Source organism: Galactobacter caseinivorans, from assembly GCF_003640665.1.
Lineage (GTDB): Bacteria > Actinomycetota > Actinomycetes > Actinomycetales > Micrococcaceae > Galactobacter > Galactobacter caseinivorans.
The window spans coordinates 80,544-95,942 of sequence record NZ_QQXL01000003.1 but is presented as its reverse complement, the minus strand read 5'-3'; the positions used below and the strand labels follow the sequence as shown (position 1 = coordinate 95,942).

10 protein-coding genes are annotated in these 15,399 nt (G+C 69.1%); 4 read left to right on the top strand and 6 right to left on the bottom strand.

Annotated features, from left to right (window positions below; all coding sequences use genetic code 11):
- The first annotated feature begins 2 nt into the window (after window positions 1-2).
- Window positions 3-1,229, top strand: coding sequence for an SH3 domain-containing protein (locus DWQ67_RS05880; protein WP_121484667.1), 1,227 nt, complete (start codon window positions 3-5; stop codon window positions 1,227-1,229).
- 130 nt (window positions 1,230-1,359) lie between these two features.
- Here the strand turns inward: DWQ67_RS05880 and DWQ67_RS05875 are convergent, their stop codons facing one another.
- Entirely contained in the window at window positions 1,360-2,844 is a 1,485-nt protein-coding gene (locus DWQ67_RS05875) for an NAD-dependent succinate-semialdehyde dehydrogenase (RefSeq protein WP_121484666.1), read from the bottom strand.
- A 154-nt stretch (window positions 2,845-2,998) separates the two neighbouring features.
- Entirely contained in the window at window positions 2,999-3,865 is an 867-nt protein-coding gene (rsmI, locus tag DWQ67_RS05870; protein ID WP_121484908.1) for a 16S rRNA (cytidine(1402)-2'-O)-methyltransferase, read from the bottom strand.
- 86 nt (window positions 3,866-3,951) lie between these two features.
- Here rsmI and DWQ67_RS05865 point away from each other — a divergent pair, with 86 nt between their 5' ends.
- Both DWQ67_RS05865 and DWQ67_RS05860 read left to right on the top strand, forming a co-directional pair.
- Window positions 3,952-5,586 carry a dolichyl-phosphate-mannose--protein mannosyltransferase gene (locus DWQ67_RS05865; protein WP_233555934.1) on the top strand — a complete coding sequence of 545 codons (1,635 nt, stop codon included), beginning with the start codon at window positions 3,952-3,954 and terminating at the stop codon, window positions 5,584-5,586.
- 85 nt (window positions 5,587-5,671) lie between these two features.
- Window positions 5,672-7,537, top strand: coding sequence for an AMP-dependent synthetase/ligase (locus tag DWQ67_RS05860; protein ID WP_121484664.1), 1,866 nt, complete (start codon window positions 5,672-5,674; stop codon window positions 7,535-7,537).
- Between the two features lie 126 nt (window positions 7,538-7,663).
- Here the strand turns inward: DWQ67_RS05860 and DWQ67_RS05855 are convergent, their stop codons facing one another.
- Entirely contained in the window at window positions 7,664-8,974 is a 1,311-nt protein-coding gene (locus DWQ67_RS05855) for a DUF1461 domain-containing protein (protein WP_121484663.1), read from the bottom strand.
- A gap of 96 nt (window positions 8,975-9,070) precedes the next feature.
- Window positions 9,071-9,457 carry a DUF3499 domain-containing protein gene (locus tag DWQ67_RS05850; protein WP_121484662.1) on the bottom strand — a complete coding sequence of 129 codons (387 nt, stop codon included), beginning with the start codon at window positions 9,455-9,457 and terminating at the stop codon, window positions 9,071-9,073.
- Between the two features lie 71 nt (window positions 9,458-9,528).
- On the opposite strand from DWQ67_RS05850, the gene DWQ67_RS05845 reads away from it, so the two are divergent.
- Entirely contained in the window at window positions 9,529-10,026 is a 498-nt protein-coding gene (locus DWQ67_RS05845; protein ID WP_199712623.1) for a metallopeptidase family protein, read from the top strand.
- Window positions 10,027-10,120: 94 nt separating this feature from the next.
- On the opposite strand, the gene DWQ67_RS05840 is transcribed toward DWQ67_RS05845, so the two are convergent.
- Together DWQ67_RS05840 and DWQ67_RS13875 are read right to left on the bottom strand one after the other, a co-directional pair.
- A complete protein-coding gene (locus tag DWQ67_RS05840; RefSeq protein WP_121484661.1) occupies window positions 10,121-12,103 on the bottom strand; it encodes a DUF5719 family protein in 1,983 nt (660 codons plus the stop codon).
- Window positions 12,100-15,375, bottom strand: a complete 3,276-nt coding sequence (locus DWQ67_RS13875) for a glycosyltransferase family 2 protein (RefSeq protein ID WP_267899648.1) — start codon at window positions 15,373-15,375, stop codon at window positions 12,100-12,102. Before DWQ67_RS13875 ends, DWQ67_RS05840 begins: the two co-directional genes overlap by 4 nt.
- Window positions 15,376-15,399 lie beyond the last annotated feature (24 nt).

The following is a 15,399-nucleotide window of genomic DNA, read 5'->3' as shown; positions in this document are numbered from 1 at the left end:
GCATGAACCCCTCCCTCCCCCCTGCCTTGACCGGCCGCCGCCTCGCGGGGATCGCGCTGACCAGCGGTGTGTTCTTGAGCGCCCTGGTCGCCGGTGCGCCCGCCGCATCAGCCGCTACCGTTCACGCGGGCTCCTCCGTGGCCGCACCCAGCGTGCATGCGACCGTGGTTGCCTCGCCGTGGGCCGCATCGGTCTCTGTGGCAAACGTTTCCGTCGCGACGACGCTGGCGAGGACCGCAGCCAACAAGTCCATCAGGAAGACCACGCTGAAGACCACCGCGGCGCTGAAACTGCGCAAGGGTAGGTCCACCAAGACGGCACGGCTTGCCACCCTGCCCAAGGGAACCAAGGTCACCTCCACCCTGCGTGCAGGCAACGGCTGGTACCGGGTGAGCCACAAGGGCAAGACCGGATACGTGTCCCCGAGCTACGTCAAGGTCCTCTCCGTCGCGCCAGCTCAGCCAGCACCCAAGAAGAAGGCCGCGAAGAAGAAGGCCACGCCCGGTAGCTTCTCCAAGCTCAAGGTGGGCTCAAACCTGAACTACCAGGGCTTGAAGTACTCGGTCCTGAACGGTGGGGTCAACAAGAAGCGGCCCGTTGGCCTCATGATGTACCTGGACGGCGACTACTACCCGGGCTACAAGGGTGCGGTCTCCAACTCCCCCACCGGATCCAAGGCCAAGGCCATGGCCAAGGTCGCGGCCAAGCGCAACATGCTGCTGGTCATGCCCAAGCACGTGACGGCCGGGTACACCCGGTCCATGGGCTACACCTGGTGGTACAAGTCCGGGACCACAGCGGGCTACATCAAGCGACTTGACTCCTACCTGCGCAGCACCGGCGGCATCTCCAAGTCCAACGTTTGGTACATGGGCTACTCCGGCGGAGCCGAGTACATCACCTACGAACTGGCCAAGCGCTCTCAGGACTCCTACGGCTACGGCGGCACCATCCTGCTGGCCGGAGGCGGCGCCCCGTCCTCCATCTCCAAGCCGAGCACGGCGTTCCGCACCAATTTCGACATGCACTGGGTGGTGGGCTCCAAGGACGGCTACGGCCAGTCCTCCAACGCCAACGAGTGGTCGGCGTACAAGGCCAGCGCCAAGGGCCGCGGCTACTTCACCTCCAAGGGCTTCAAGACCACCCGCACCGTGCTGGCCGGCAAGAATCACCATTCGTACAACCTGGCCTCCGTCATGGAGACCGGCTTCAAGGCCGGCAAGCGCTAACCAGCAGGTAGTGGGGCGAGCCAAGCGCCGAGCCCCCACCCGCCGCCGTCCGGCGCCAACGCAAAAGTGCCCCACCGGATTTCCGGTGGGGCACCTTGCGTTCATACCGACACTGGGCCGGCGGGGACAATCAACGGCCGGCGTAGGGATCGGCGATGCCGATGTACTGCACGGTGGAGTACTCGGCGATACCCTCGGCGCCGCCCTCACGGCCCAGGCCGGACTGCTTCACGCCGCCAAACGGGGCGGCGGCGTTGGAGATGACGCCGGCGTTGAAGCCGACCATGCCGAACTCGATCTGCTCCGAGACGCGGAACATCCGAGAGACATCCGCCGTGTAGAGGTACGAAGCGAGCCCGTACTCAGAGGCGTTGGCCAGGTCGATTGCCTGCTGCTCCGTGTGGAACGTGGTGATCGGGGCCACCGGCCCAAAGATCTCCTGGCGCAGGATCGTGGCGTCGTTGGGGACGTTGTTGAGGACGGTGGGCTGGTAGAAGTAGCCCTCGCCCTCCACCTTGTTGCCGCCCACGGCGACCGTGGCGCCCTCGGAGACCGCGGCCTCCACGAGCGCGTGGACCTCATCGCGTGCCTTGGAATCGATCAGGGGGCCAACGGTGGTCTCCGGCTCGGTGCCGCGGCCCGTCTTCAGCGCGGCCATGGCCGCACCAAACTTGGACGCAAACGCGTCCGCGACGGTGTCCTGAACAATGAAGCGGTTGGCTGCCGTGCAGGCCTCGCCCATGTTGCGCATCTTGGCGGCCATGGCGCCCTCAACGGCGGCGTCCAGATCGGCGTCCTCGAACACCAGGAACGGGGCGTTGCCACCCAGCTCCATGGAGGTGCGCAGCACGTTGTCAGCGGCGGCCTTCATCAGCTGCACACCCACGGGCGTGGAGCCGGTGAAGGAGACCTTACGCAGGCGGTGATCCGCCATGATGGGCCCGGAGATCTTGGATGCCGAGGCGGAGGAAACCACATTCAGCACGCCGGCGGGCAGGCCGGCCTCCATCATGACCTGCGCAAAGAGCTGCGAGGTCAGCGGGGTCAGCTTGGCCGGCTTGAGCACCATGGTGCAGCCCGCGGCGACGGCGGGGCCCACCTTGCGGGTGGCCATGGCCAGCGGGAAGTTCCAGGGGGTGATGAGCAGGCACGGGCCCACCGGCTTATTCTGCACAAGAATCTTGTTCTTGCCCTCGGGGGTGGTCAGGTAGCGACCGTAGTGGCGCACCGCCTCCTCGGAGAACCAGCGCAGGAATTCGCTGCCGTAGGTCACCTCACCCAGCGCCTCGGAGAAGGGCTTGCCCATCTCCAGAGTCATGACGAGCGCAAAGTCCTCCTTGCGTTCCTGGATGATGTCGAAGGCCTTGCGCAGGATGTCTGCGCGCGTGCGCGGGGCGGTCAGCGCCCACTCGCGCTGGGCGGCGTCTGCAGCGTCCAGAGCGGACAGTGCGTCCTCGCTCGTGGCCGAGGCCAGCGTGGCCAACACCTTGCCGGTCGCCGGATCAAACACGTCATAGGTGCCGCCATCGGAGGCGTCGCGCCATTCCCCATTGATCAGAAGACCCTTGGGGATGGAAGCGATCAGCTCCGCCTCGCGTTCCGCAGTCACGTTCATCTCTCTCCTTCGAAAAATGCCCTGGGTACAGCGGATGCCGCACACCAAGAACAACGGTAAGTCTTGCAAGGGCCGCGCCGCGAAAGCGTGACGTGACCCTCGCCGCATGCAGGTCAGAAGGGGCGACGCCGTGCGCTCACCCTGACGGGGCGAGTCAGCCCTTGCGTGCCTTCAGCACCGCCTCATACAACTCCCGCTTGGATACATTTGTTCCCTGGGCCACGGTGGCGCAGGCCTCCTTGAGCCGCTCCCCGGCGGCGATGGCTGCCTCAACGGCCGCGACCAGCGTTTCCGGGCGAACGGGCGGCGCGGCCGGGGCGCCGTCCACCACCATCACGATCTCGCCTCGCGGCGGGACCTCCCGCACGCCCTCCAGGAGGGCACCGAGGGTTCCGCGCCGAAACTCCTCGTAAAATTTGGTCAGCTCCCGGGCCAGGACGGCCCGGCGCTCGGCGCCGAACGCCTCTGCCAGGGCCTGAACCGTGGCCTCGATGCGGTGCGGGGCCTCATAGAAGACCATGGTGCGCCGCTCCCCGACCAGCTCATGCAGACGCTCGCGCCGCTCCCCCGCCTTGCGCGGCAAGAAGCCCTCGAAGGTGAAACGGTCGGTGGGAAGTCCGGATCCGGCCAGGGCCACCAATGCGGCGGAGGGACCGGGGATCACGGAGACCTGGATGCCTCGCAGAGCCGCCTCTTCCACCACACGAAAGCCCGGATCGGAGACTGTGGGCATGCCGGCGTCAGAGACCACCACGACCTGCGCGCCGGACTCCGCGGCGTCCACGAGTTCGCGGGCTCGGTCCGCCTCATTGTGTTCGTGATAGGCCACGGCCTTGCCGCTGAGCTTCACGTCCAGCCCGGCCAGCAGCTGGTGCAGGCGGCGGGTGTCCTCCGCCGCGACGACGTCAGCTTCTGCCAGCGCCCTGCGCAACCGCGGCGGCGCGTCCTCGAGATTTCCAATGGGCGTGCCGGCCAGGACGATGCGCCCGTCCTCGGGCTGATCGGATGAAGAGGTGCTCACCCACGCAAGCCTACGCGGCCCGACGCGACGGTCAGCGGCCAGCGCGTTGCCCTCCCCTGCGGACACCCGCCGGTAGAGTGACGCCCGTGAGTCAGACCGCCACCCCAGCCCGTGCACACACGGCACCGCTCGCTCCGGCGTCGGCCTTCTCGCTTTCCTCCCTCATGACCCGCCTCACGGGCACGACGACGGGTTCCTGGCGCGGCGTTCTGGGGCCTGCCGCCTTCTGGGTCCCGCTGGCCATCATGCTGGTGGCGGGGTTGCTGCGCTTCTGGAATCTGGATCATCCGGGCAAGATCATTTTTGATGAGACGTACTACGTCAAAGATGCCTGGAGCTATCTTCACTTTGGCTACGAACGCGAGTGGCCCAAGGACATAGACAAGGCCTTCGCCGAGGGCACCGCAACGCCCATGGACAAGCCCGAATACGTGGTGCATCCTCCGCTTGGAAAGTGGATCATCACCCTGGGAATGCTGGTTTTTGGCACCGAGTCCGGCCTGGGCTGGCGTGCAGGCTCCGCCCTCATGGGCACACTGGCCGTTCTCTTTGTCACCCTGGCCGCCCAGCGCCTGTTCCGCTCCGTCCCGTTGGCCGCCGTCGCCGGAATCTTCATGGCCGTGGACGGGCAGCAAATTGTCCTCTCCCGCACCGGCATCCTCGACATTTCCTACGGCGCCCTGGTGGCCCTGTGCTTCTACCTTGTCTTGGTGGATCGCGACTGGGGCCGACGCCGCTTGGCTCAGAAGGTCGCGTCAGCCGCCCAGGCGGGCGGCGGGGTCCCCAGCAAGGCGTTCATGAGTTGGGGCCCATGGGTGGCGCTGCGGCCGTGGCGCATTGCCCTTGGCATCTCCCTCGGTGCGCTGTGCTCCATCAAGTGGTCCGGGCTGGCGTTCGTTGGCGTGTTTGGTCTGCTCATTGTCTGGTGGGACTGCCAGGCACGCCGCACCGCCGGCATCCAGCACTGGCTCGCCGCCGGCGCAGTGCGCGATGGCCTCCCCGGCTTTGTGCAGTTGGTTCCGGTGGCGCTGGTGACCTACGTGGCCACCTGGACCGGCTGGTTCCTGAACCCCGGCGCCTACGGGCACGGACTCACGGCCAAGGCCACCGGCTGGGTCACCAACATCCCGGAGCCGCTACGGGATCTGTGGAACTACCATTCCACGGCGTACACCTTCCATCAGGGGCTCACGAGCCCGCACCCTGCCGCCTCCAACCCCTGGACCTGGCTCTTTGCCGGCCGCCCCGTGCTGTTTCAGTACGACACGAGCGAGTCCCACGGCGTGCCTTGCGACGCCGGCCAGAGCTGTATCCAGGTGATGACGGAGCTGCCCAACCCGGTGCTGTGGTGGGCCGGCACCGCCGCCCTTCTGGTGGTGCTGTGGGCATTCCTGGCCAAGCGCGACTGGCGCGCGCTCGCTCTGCTGGCCGGGATCGTGGCCGGCTACGTCCCGTGGCTGTTCTTCCCCTACCGCACCATGTTCATCTTCTACACCACCGGCTACCAGCCCTTCATGGTGCTTGCCGTGGTGTACGCGCTCTCCCTCCTTGCCCTTCCACGCGGCGCCAGCGCCACACGGATCAAGGTCGGCACCGCCGTGATCCTTGGCTTCACCGCCCTGGTGGTGGTGGTCTCCTGGTGGTTCTGGCCGGTCTGGACCGGGCAGACCATCACCCCGGAGATGTACCGGATGCGCATCTGGTTCCCCAGCTGGGGCTAGGACGCCGGCACCCCGAGCACCCCGAACACCCTGAGACTTCGTCGCTTTGCCACTCTCCACCACCTGTCACCCCCAAGGAGGGATCATGCAGGAATACAGCGCCGCCTTAGAGGTGGATCTGCCCCCGCACTTCAACACCACCCAGTTGCTACTTGACCGGGACGCGGCAGCGCTGCCGTACCCGCTCTACCTGGTGCAGCACCATCACACCGGCGAGTGGGTGGAGGTGGATACCTCCACGTACATCGACCTGGTTCGCTCCCTGGCCAGGGCGCTGGTCGCCGACGGCCTGCGTGAGGGCGAGACCGTGGCGATCATGAGCCACACCTGCTTTGAGTGGGCCCTGCTGGAGCAGGCCATTTGGTTTGCCGGCGGCATCAGCGTGCCCATCTATGAGACCAGCTCGGTCTTCCAGGTGCGGTGGATCCTGGAGGACTCCGGGGCGCGCCGCGTGTTCGTAGAGAACGCCGCCTGCGCCGCAGTGGTGGGCCGCGCTGCCTCCGAGTTGGGCGCGGCAGTGAAGGTCATGCGGATCGATGAGGCGCCCGCGGACGCCGTCCCCGATTCCACCCCGGTGCCGATGGCCCCCGGCGTCTCCTCCCTCGTGGCGAGCGGCCGTGAGTCCGGCGTGCCGCCCGTGGAGATCGAGTCCCGCCGCGCCAAGCCGGGGCTCTCCGACCCAGCCTCCGTGGTCTACACCTCTGGCACGGTGGGCCAGCCCAAGGGCTGCATCATCACCCACGCGAACTTCTCCCTGGTCGCCGCCAACCTCAAGGTGAGCATGGCGGAGGTAGTCCCCGCCGGCTCCCGCACGGCGATCTTCCTCCCCCTGGCCCACGTCCTGGCCCGAGCGGTCCAACACGCCTGCGTGCACACCGGCACCGTGGTGGCCCACACCTCCCCCGGCCGCGTCACCGTGGATCTGCCCGCCATCAAGCCCACCTGGCTCCTGGCCGTGCCGCGTATCTACGAGAAGCTGCAGGCCGGCGCGCTCAATAGCGCGGAGGCGGACGGCAAGGGCGCCATCTTCCGCCGGGCGGCCGCGGTAGCGACCCAGCGCGGACGGGACGACGACGCCGCGGCGCGCGGTGAGAAGGTTCCTCGCCGCCCGCTCCAGGCAGCCCAATACGCACTGTTTAACAAGCTGGTGTACCCCAAGATCCGGGCGGTCATGGGCGGCGAGGCGGCCTGGTCCATCTCCGGCGCCTCCGCCCTGAACCCGGACCTTGCCTACTTCTTCAACGGGGTTGGCCTGGGCGTCTTGGAGGGCTACGGCCTCACGGAGACCACGGCCCCTGCCCTGGTGAACCGCCCCGGCCATGCCCGCGTGGGCACCGTGGGCCAGCCCATCCCGGGCACCACGGTGCGCATCGCGGAGGACGGCGAGATCCTCCTGAAGGGCATCGGCATCTTTGGCGGCTACTGGCACCGCGCGGACGCCACGGCGCAGGCCTTCAACGAGGATGGCTTCTTCCTCACTGGGGACCTGGGTGAACTTGATTCCGAGGGCTACCTGCGCGTCACCGGCCGCAAGAAGGACCTCATCGTCACCGCGGGCGGCAAGAACGTCTCCCCCGCCCCGCTGGAGGAGGTCGTCAAGGCCGGGCGCATTGTGTCCCAGTGCGTGGTGGTGGGTGATGACAAGCCGTTCGTTGGCGCGCTGATCACCCTGGATCCAGAGGAACTGGATCCCTGGGCCAAGGCCAACGGCCTGCCCACCGGCCTCAGCTCGGCGGCGGCCGCCAAGGATCCCCGGGTTCTCGAGGAGGTCCAGACATACGTGGACGCCGCGAACCGCACCGTGTCCCGAGCGGAGGGGATCCGCAAGTTTGTGATCCTGCCCCAGGACTTCACGGAGGCGGACGGGCACGTCACGCCGTCCATGAAGCTGCGACGCAAGGCCGTGATCGAGTCCTTCTCGGAGGCCATCGACTCGCTTTACACGCGCTGACGCACCCGGGCCAAGCGGCCCGCACAACCCAGCACAACGCCGTCGGGCCCGGAACTGAGATGGATCAGTTCCGGGCCCGACGGCGTTCGGTACAGCCGGCGCGGCGGCCCACGGCCGCCGCGGGGGCTAGCTCAGGCGGAACTCGCGCTCGGCCTGGCGCAGCTTGGAGCGCTCGCGGCGCGCCCGCGTGGGCCAGGTGAAGATCAGGATCAGCAGGACCGCCACGGCCACGATCCCGGCCAGGGTCAGCGCGGCGTCCATCCAGAACTGCGGGGGGTACAGGCGGATCAGGGTGTCATCCATGAAGAACTCCCAGTTGCCGCCGGTGAAGAAGAGCTCATGGAAGCCGGTGAAGAAGGTCTGCCAGCCAAGCACCGCCATGGCGCCGAGCGCGGCGAAGAGGCCAAGTGTGACCCAGGCGCCGGCAAAGAGGCCGCGGCGGATTCCGCCGGCGTAGCGCGAGCGCAGCACCAGGAAGCTGATCGCGATGATGACCACGGCGATCACGCCAAGCAGGTAGGCCAGGTGCACCAGCGCCTGAACGTCAGCCATGTGCCCCACCTCCTCATCGCGGAAGAGCTTCACGCCGCCCGTGGTCTGGACGCCGTTGGGCGTCATGAGACCGCCAAGGTAGTCCCGACCGGCAAAGCTATTGATGAAGTTGAGCCCGTAGGAGCCAAAGGTCATGCGCTGCTCGCCGTTGAAGCCAAACTGATCCTGGGGGAACCCGGGGCGGTTGTACTCCAGCCACAGGAATCCGCCAGAGGCCACGGAGCGGATCGCGAGCACCACCAGCACCAGCGGCGTCAGGATTGCCACCACCCACTGCAGCACCCGCGGGAAGACCGGCTTGGTCTCCAGCGCGGCCTTCAGCGTGGTCTCGCTCGTCACACCGGGCACGTCCAGGCCCTCGGTGTCCTTGTAGCGCGTGGTCTCCGGCTCCGGCGCCGCCTCGCGCAGCGCGGCGGTGGCCGGGCTTGCCTGGGTGGTGGACTGCGGGGTGATGGGCTGCGCGGCGGTCTGAGTGGTGCGCTGCGCACTGGCTGTGGACGTCGCTGCGAAGGGCGCGGTCATGGGCTCGGCGATGGGGCGGTGACGGAGCACGGGCTCCTGCGCCGGCTCATCCTCCACGGGCTTGGCCGACGCGCCAGGGGCGTCGCCAGGCACCACGACGGGCACCACGACGGGCACGGCTTCGGTGGGCGGGCCGGAGGCCTCCAGGCGGGCCGCGCGGGCGGCGCTTGATTCGCCTGCGCCCGAGTTAGCCGCACCCGAGTCGGTTGCAGCCGAGTCGGTTGCGGCGGCAGATCCGGTGTCGGCAGGCGTGTCGGAGTCCAGGGAGCCGGGAACGTAGCTCTGGCCCGCGTACTCCCCGGCCTCCCACCACTCCGGCTCCTGGCCGCCGTTGGGGGGCTGGGGGGTCTGGTTCTGGCTCATGGGCTCCTCCGGGGAACAGGGTGGCTCCGGACCCGCCGACGGCGGCGCACGGTCAGTACTGCTGGCCGGCGCGCGAGGCGCGGAAGCCAGGGGGTGTCAGTGATCCTCAGGGACCAGGTGCAGGCCGGGCTTGGCCGGGGGTGGGGCATCTTCCCCGCCAAGCCGCTCGCGGGTGCGGCGCGGGGAGAGACGGCCCGCGGTGTCCGCGTCGCGCTTCTCCGCCTGATGCAGGGCATCTGCCAGAGCGTAGACATCGTCCCTGTCAACGCGTGGGCGCTGCTGCGGGATCTCCAGGCGAACAATCTCCCAACCACGCGGGGCCGTGAATCGGTCCACGTGGAAGGCGCACAGGTCATAGGTGTGCGGTTCAGGCAGGGTGGCCAGCGGCCCAAGGACGGCGGTGGAGTCCGCGTACACATAAGTCAGGGTGGCCACGGCCTCACGGCCGCAACCTTGGCGCGAGCACAAGCGTTGGGGTTCCACGGCGTTTAGCCTACTCGCTTGCGACGCCGCCCACCGGGTGAACCGCCGGGGCGGGGCGTTAGGCTTCACGTGTGCCAGCTCGCTTTTCGCTAGATCCCACCACCGCCCGCTCCGGCGTGCCCCGCCAGGGTCACGGACGCCGAAGGGACCGGCGGGGACGCTCGGGGCGCGGATCCCTGCTGCCGCCGGGTGTACCTGCGTCCCTGACGCGCCAGGAACGCTTCGAGGACCTCGTGACTGACTCCGCGGAGCGCCTGCGCGAGCGCTGGGGCACCAAGGTGGAGCGCATGTCCTTTGAGGTGGCCTTTGTCCCGGACGCAGAGGCGCTTCTGCGCGCCGAGGCTGAGGGTGAGGCGCCGCCCTTGGGCGCCAGCCTGCCTGGCAGGCGCCAGGAGCCCCCGCGCGTGATCGTCTTTCGCCGTCCCCTTGAGACGGTGGCGGGCAGCGCTGAGGCCCTGCCCTGGCTGGTGCACGACGTGGTGGTGGAGTTGGTCGCGGAGCTCCTGGCGATGCCCCCGGAGCGCGTTGACCCCGACTATCGCGGGGAGCCCCCAGAGCAGGATGACTGAGCAGGACGACTGATCCGGATGACTGTGCCGGACAGCGGAGCGCAGGCGCTCAGCCCAGCCCCGCGGCGTCGGGCGCTGCGCCCACCAGCCGGCGCTACGGCGTGAGGTTGACTCGCGCCGAGGACGGCGCGTCCTGCATCCGCGGCACTACGGTGGAGGCGATGCCCGCCTCACCCTGGGTGGTGAGCAGGGAGGCGTAGGTCTCGCCGCCTGACCCGGAAAGGCGCAGCGCGGCTGGCTTGCCCAGGTCCGTGACCTTGATGCTCTGGCTGGTGCCTGCACCGAGCTGAATCACCTTGGCAGGGCCAGACACGCCGTCCTGACCAATGGGCACCACGCTGACCTTGCCAGCGCCGGTGGGTGCAGTCAGTCGCAGGGTGGCGTCGCCAACGCTTGGCACCGCGACCAGCTGGTCTGTGGAGAGCTGCTCGGCGGCCTGGACGTAGGCCACGTCGCGAGGCTTGGCGGGATCGGTGCCGCGCAGCACGCGCGCCCCGGCCACCACGGAGTCCTCGGCCCGCACCACAAAGGTGTAGCTGCCCGCTGGCAGCGAGGAAACGCCGACGGAGGCCACACCGGAGGCAGGAACCTTGATGTCCTTGGCCACCGAAGTCTCCTTGCCGTCCCCGCCAAGCGCCACGAGTTCGGCGGTGGTCCCCTGCCCGGAGAAGTCGGTGATCTGCACCTGCGGGGTCTGCTCCCCCGCGTTCTCTGACACGCCAACGGCCTTGGAGGCCGCCTGATCCTGCAATTGGATCCCGGGCAGTGTCTGCGTCAGGCCCGGCCCTGCCGTCCCCTGAATCACATCGATTCCGCCCGGGGTGGTGCCACGCAGGATGCTCTGGTTGATGCTCGCGCCCACTGCCGCGCCGCTGGACTCCACCACAGCCGTGACGGCCTCGGAGTCCCGCGCGGTGCCGCCCAGGTTGATGGTGCGAGTTTCCCCGCCGCCCAGCGTGAACGGCAGCACCGCGCCGGTCGTGGCCACGCCGTCCGGCGTGCGCACCTCCACGGTGACACCAGCGGCGTTCTTGGAGGGATTCGTGACCGTCAGCACCGCCGTATGGCCCACCGTGGTGGAGGCGCCGGTGAGGACGGTGGAGTTGCTCGGGGCAGTGCAGGAGGGCGCGGCGAGCCCGGCCAGATCCCCGCCGCTCTGGCTGATGGTGCGGATCGCGGCGGCCTGGGAGCGCAAGCCACCTAGGGGCTGCACCCGCAGCCACGCGGCGTCGTTCTGCGTGATCCCGCTGGCCAGCGAGCTCTTGACGCCTGAGAATCCGTCGGTGGCTCGCACCGCTTCCTCTGCCGCCTTCTCTGCTGGGAGATCCGGTGAGAGGGTCTTCAGGTTCTTGTCCCCGGGGGCCAACAACGCGGCGCCAGGCAGGCGTTGGGCGTTGTCGCCGACGGCGATGGCCTTGATGCTGGACGCCGCCGCGGCCGCACCCGGTGCATACGCGCGGTCGGTCGGGGCGTCGTTACCGACGCGATGCACGGTGGGCGCGCAGGAGAAGACCGAGTCCCCGGCGGCCAGCTCCACGGCGGGCACCGGCATGGCTTCGTGTTGTGCGGAGGGCCAGACGCGATCGCCCACGGCGGCGGCCGCGGTGGCCAGCACCAGCAGGGTGCCGGAGGCGATGGCCACGGCCTTGCGGCCCTTGGAGGATCCGCTGCGGGCGGGAGTTTCTGTGCCCGACGGCGTTGTGCTCACGCTGGCCGCGCCGGTGCCCGACGGCGCCGGTGTGGTGTCTTTCTCGCGCTTGGGGCGCTTCGTTTTACCCTTCGTGGCGTCCGCGACCGGCCCGGCGGACAGGGCCTCCTCGCGGGCCTCCCTCCGACGCTCAGCGGCCGCCAGTGCCTCGGCGTCAGCAGAGTCAGCGGCCGGGGTCTCTGCCCCGTCGGCAGGCGCCTTGTCATCGGTACTCTCCTCAGCGGCGTCGACCGTCTGGGTCTTTTCCGCGTCGGCAACCTGAGGCTCGGAGGTCTCTTGGGCTCCCGTCGACGGCTTGGCCGCGGACGTCTCTTCCTCGCGCGGCGTTGCGTCGCCGGGCACCTTGTCCTGGGGGACCTCCGGGCTCATGCTTCCTCCTGGGCGGCGCGCGCTGCACTTGGCTTGCGCTGCGCCACCGACGGTCGATAAACGCGCTGCGTCAGCGCGTCAGCGCGCCAGGCACGCGGTACGGGAATGATGGAGAGCAGGGCAATAGCCAGGGCCAGTGCCGTGAGGATGAGCCACGGAGCGGACCACCACTGGCTGTACCAGACGCGCACCTCGCCGCCACCGGCGGGCAGTTCAAAGGCCTGCGCCCATTCCTTGCTGGCGCTGGTGAGTTCCTGCCCGTTGAGGCTGGCGTGCCATCCGGCGTTGGCGGACTCCGCCAAGACCAACAGCCTGCCCTCCGCCCCGGAGGGAACGCTGGCACGCTTCACCTGGCCCTCGCGGCTGGGAATCAAGCGCTGAAGAACGCCGTCGGCTGATTCGACGCGGACCCGAGCAGTAGAGGAACCCGTGGTGGTCACCTCTGAGGCCGTGCCCTCCTGCGCATTCACGCGCCAGATCCAGGCGTCATCGCCGGAGGCGCGCCCCACGGGGCTCAGCCCAGGAACCGCATCCAATTCGCGAGCCAGCACGTCCGCGCCGGTGTTGCCGGACCTGAGCACCACATAAGAGACCGCGAGCGAGCTGAGCTCCTTGCGGGCATCGATCTGTTCGCCGGAGGCCAGGGAGGCCACGGCATGGCGAATGGCCTGATCCGCGGTACTTGCCTCGGAACGGCCCGTGCTGGCTGGGTCCCAGGGCTGACCGGAGAGGCGCTGGGCGGCCAGCTGAGAGGAGAGATCCTCCAACCGCACGCCGTCGCCGGAGGCCAAGCTCGCCTCCAACTGGCCGTCCCTTGACACGCTGATCATCAGCGTTCGTTCGGCAAATTGGCCCAGCCCGCGATCCGCGGCGGTGGCCGGAAGCGGGCTGACCTGGGCTGGGTTGACCAGCTGGGCGGTGGCCAGGGAGTCCTGACCGGACTGGCCGGGAACCACGCGGGGAGCAACCCACAGCGTGGCAAGCGCCACCAGGCTGATCGCCACCAGGGTGCTGAGCACGCCTGCGGTGGCACGGGCGGCGGCAGGGGCCCGCACCAGCGAGGTGCCTGCCAGCGCCTCACGCTGCGCGGCGGCGGCCAGCAGGATGCTGAGGCCAAAGACGGAAACGAAGGACCCGGAATACGGGGACACCACTTGGGTCCCCACCACCGTGGCGTCCAAGTGAGCCAACGCAGTTCCACCGGTCACCGCCACCAAACCCACGGCGACCAGGACGCGGGAGCTGGTGGTGCCGGGCCCGGTCCGCACTAGCGAAAGCAGGGCCAACAAGCCCAGTGGCACGGCGACTACCAGCATGAGAATCACGGGCCAGGGGCCAGAGCCAAGCAGCTCAAAGCCCGGCAGCGCGCCGTTGGTCTCAACGGCCACCGGCCAGCCGAGCAACTGCTGCCACAGCGGGGCGGCCTCGGTAGCCCGGGCCACGCCGGGCTGCACCAGCAGCACGCGCGGGTCCGAGACGGCGCGAACCAAGAGCGGAAGGGCCAGCAGCAGGCCGGGCAGCGGCACCCACCAGAGGGCGCGCGAGCGGCGCGAAAGGACGGTTCCCACGATGCCGAACACCAGCAGCGGTAGCGCCAAGACGGGCTCCGCGCAGATCAGGACCGCGGCCAGCAGGGAGGCAGCGGCGGCCGCCGACCAGGAGGGAAGCTTTCCGGTCCCGGGGCGTGGATCCGCGCTGTCGCCGCGGGCGGCGCCGACGGCCCGCATCGCGGCCAGGACAAAGAGGGGCAAGATCACGTGCACCACGGCGGCGCCGGGGCGGCCCTGTGCCAGCGCAATCTGCAGGGTGGGAGAGAGGCCCCAGGCCAAAGCGCCAAAGAAGCGGAAGCCGGCGCTGCGGGTCAGCGCTCCCAGCGCACACCAGCCGGTCAGAGCGGCCAACGGCATGGCGAGCACATAGAGCGCCACGCCCGCCTGCTGCGGGTGACCAAAGGAGATCACGCCGCTGAACCAGAGCAGGAAATCAAAGGGATCCGGTGCGGCGGCCGCGCCGGTTCCGAGCGGCTGCCAACCACTGATGGCCCGGTCCCAGAGCATGCCGACGCTGGTGCCCTGCGGGATCAGCGAGCCACCCTGAGCCGCGGCCGCCCCCAGGAAGCGGTGCAGGCCGAGCAGGGAAAGGGCTGCGGTCAGGAGCACGGCGATCAGACCGCCGCTGGCGCTGCCGGGCGGGCGTCGTCCAGGCTCCAGTGCCTCAAAGCCGTCGTCGCCGCCGGAGGCCTCCGCGTTCAATGCGGGCGCGGCAGTGTCCTGGGGCAGCATGCGCTGCTCACGCAGGGAGCGGCGGCGCTCACGAACGGCGGAGGGAGAGACGAGCAGGGCCTTGACGACGCCGCTTGGCACGCGACGGTTTTTGGCCACGGAGCGCCGGCCCGCGGCCAGCTGCCGGGGGCGAAGCAAGCCAGTGGCTCCCGCGCCCAAGTCGATGACCGCCCCGGAGGGGTCCTTGGCCACCAGGCGGCCAATGGCCTTACCCAGGCCGGCCAGGAGCATCCAGACGGCAAGGAACGGCACCAGCGCGGCCGGCGCGTACTTCAGCCGGGTGTATGCGGCGGCACGGCGCTCGGCGCGCGGCCCGCTCACGGACTCCACCTCATCGCCGTGGTGCAGCACGTGCGCGTCCGGCACCATGATCACGCGGTGCCCAGCCAGCCATTCGCGCCGACCCAAATCAACGTCGTCGCCTATTCCAGGCAGAGCCGGGTCAAAACCGCCCAGCTTCTCAAAAATGTCGCGCCGCACCAGCATGCCGGCAGAGTTCACGGCGAGGACGTCGGAGGCGCCGTCGTACTGGCCCTGGTCCACCTCGTCCGGGCTCACGCGATTGAAGCGGCGCCCAGCGCGGGTCATGGACAGGCCAACGTCCTGGAGCCGGTCCGGATGCGCCGCATCCATCAGCTTGCCACCGGCCATGGTGACGGAGGGGGCCTTCTCTACCGCGTCCAGGAGCGCCTCGAGGGCGCCCGCCGCCGGGGCGGAATCGTCGTGCAAGAGCCACAGCCACTGCGCGCTCTGATCCCCCGGATCAATGGAGGGAAGGTGGTCAAGGGCCTGAGTAATGGCCCCACCAAAGGAGGCTCCCGGCGCGTCCAGCACCACGGAGTCGTCAGGAAGAGCGTCCACCAACAGCGCGCGACTGCCATCCGTCGATCCCGTGTCCACCCCCAGGCACAGCTCTGGGGCCCGCGTCTGAGCGGTCAGGCCCGCCAGCGTGGCATGGAGAAACGGTGCACCGTCGTGAGAAACGACGATGGCGGTGACATGCGCGGTGCCAGG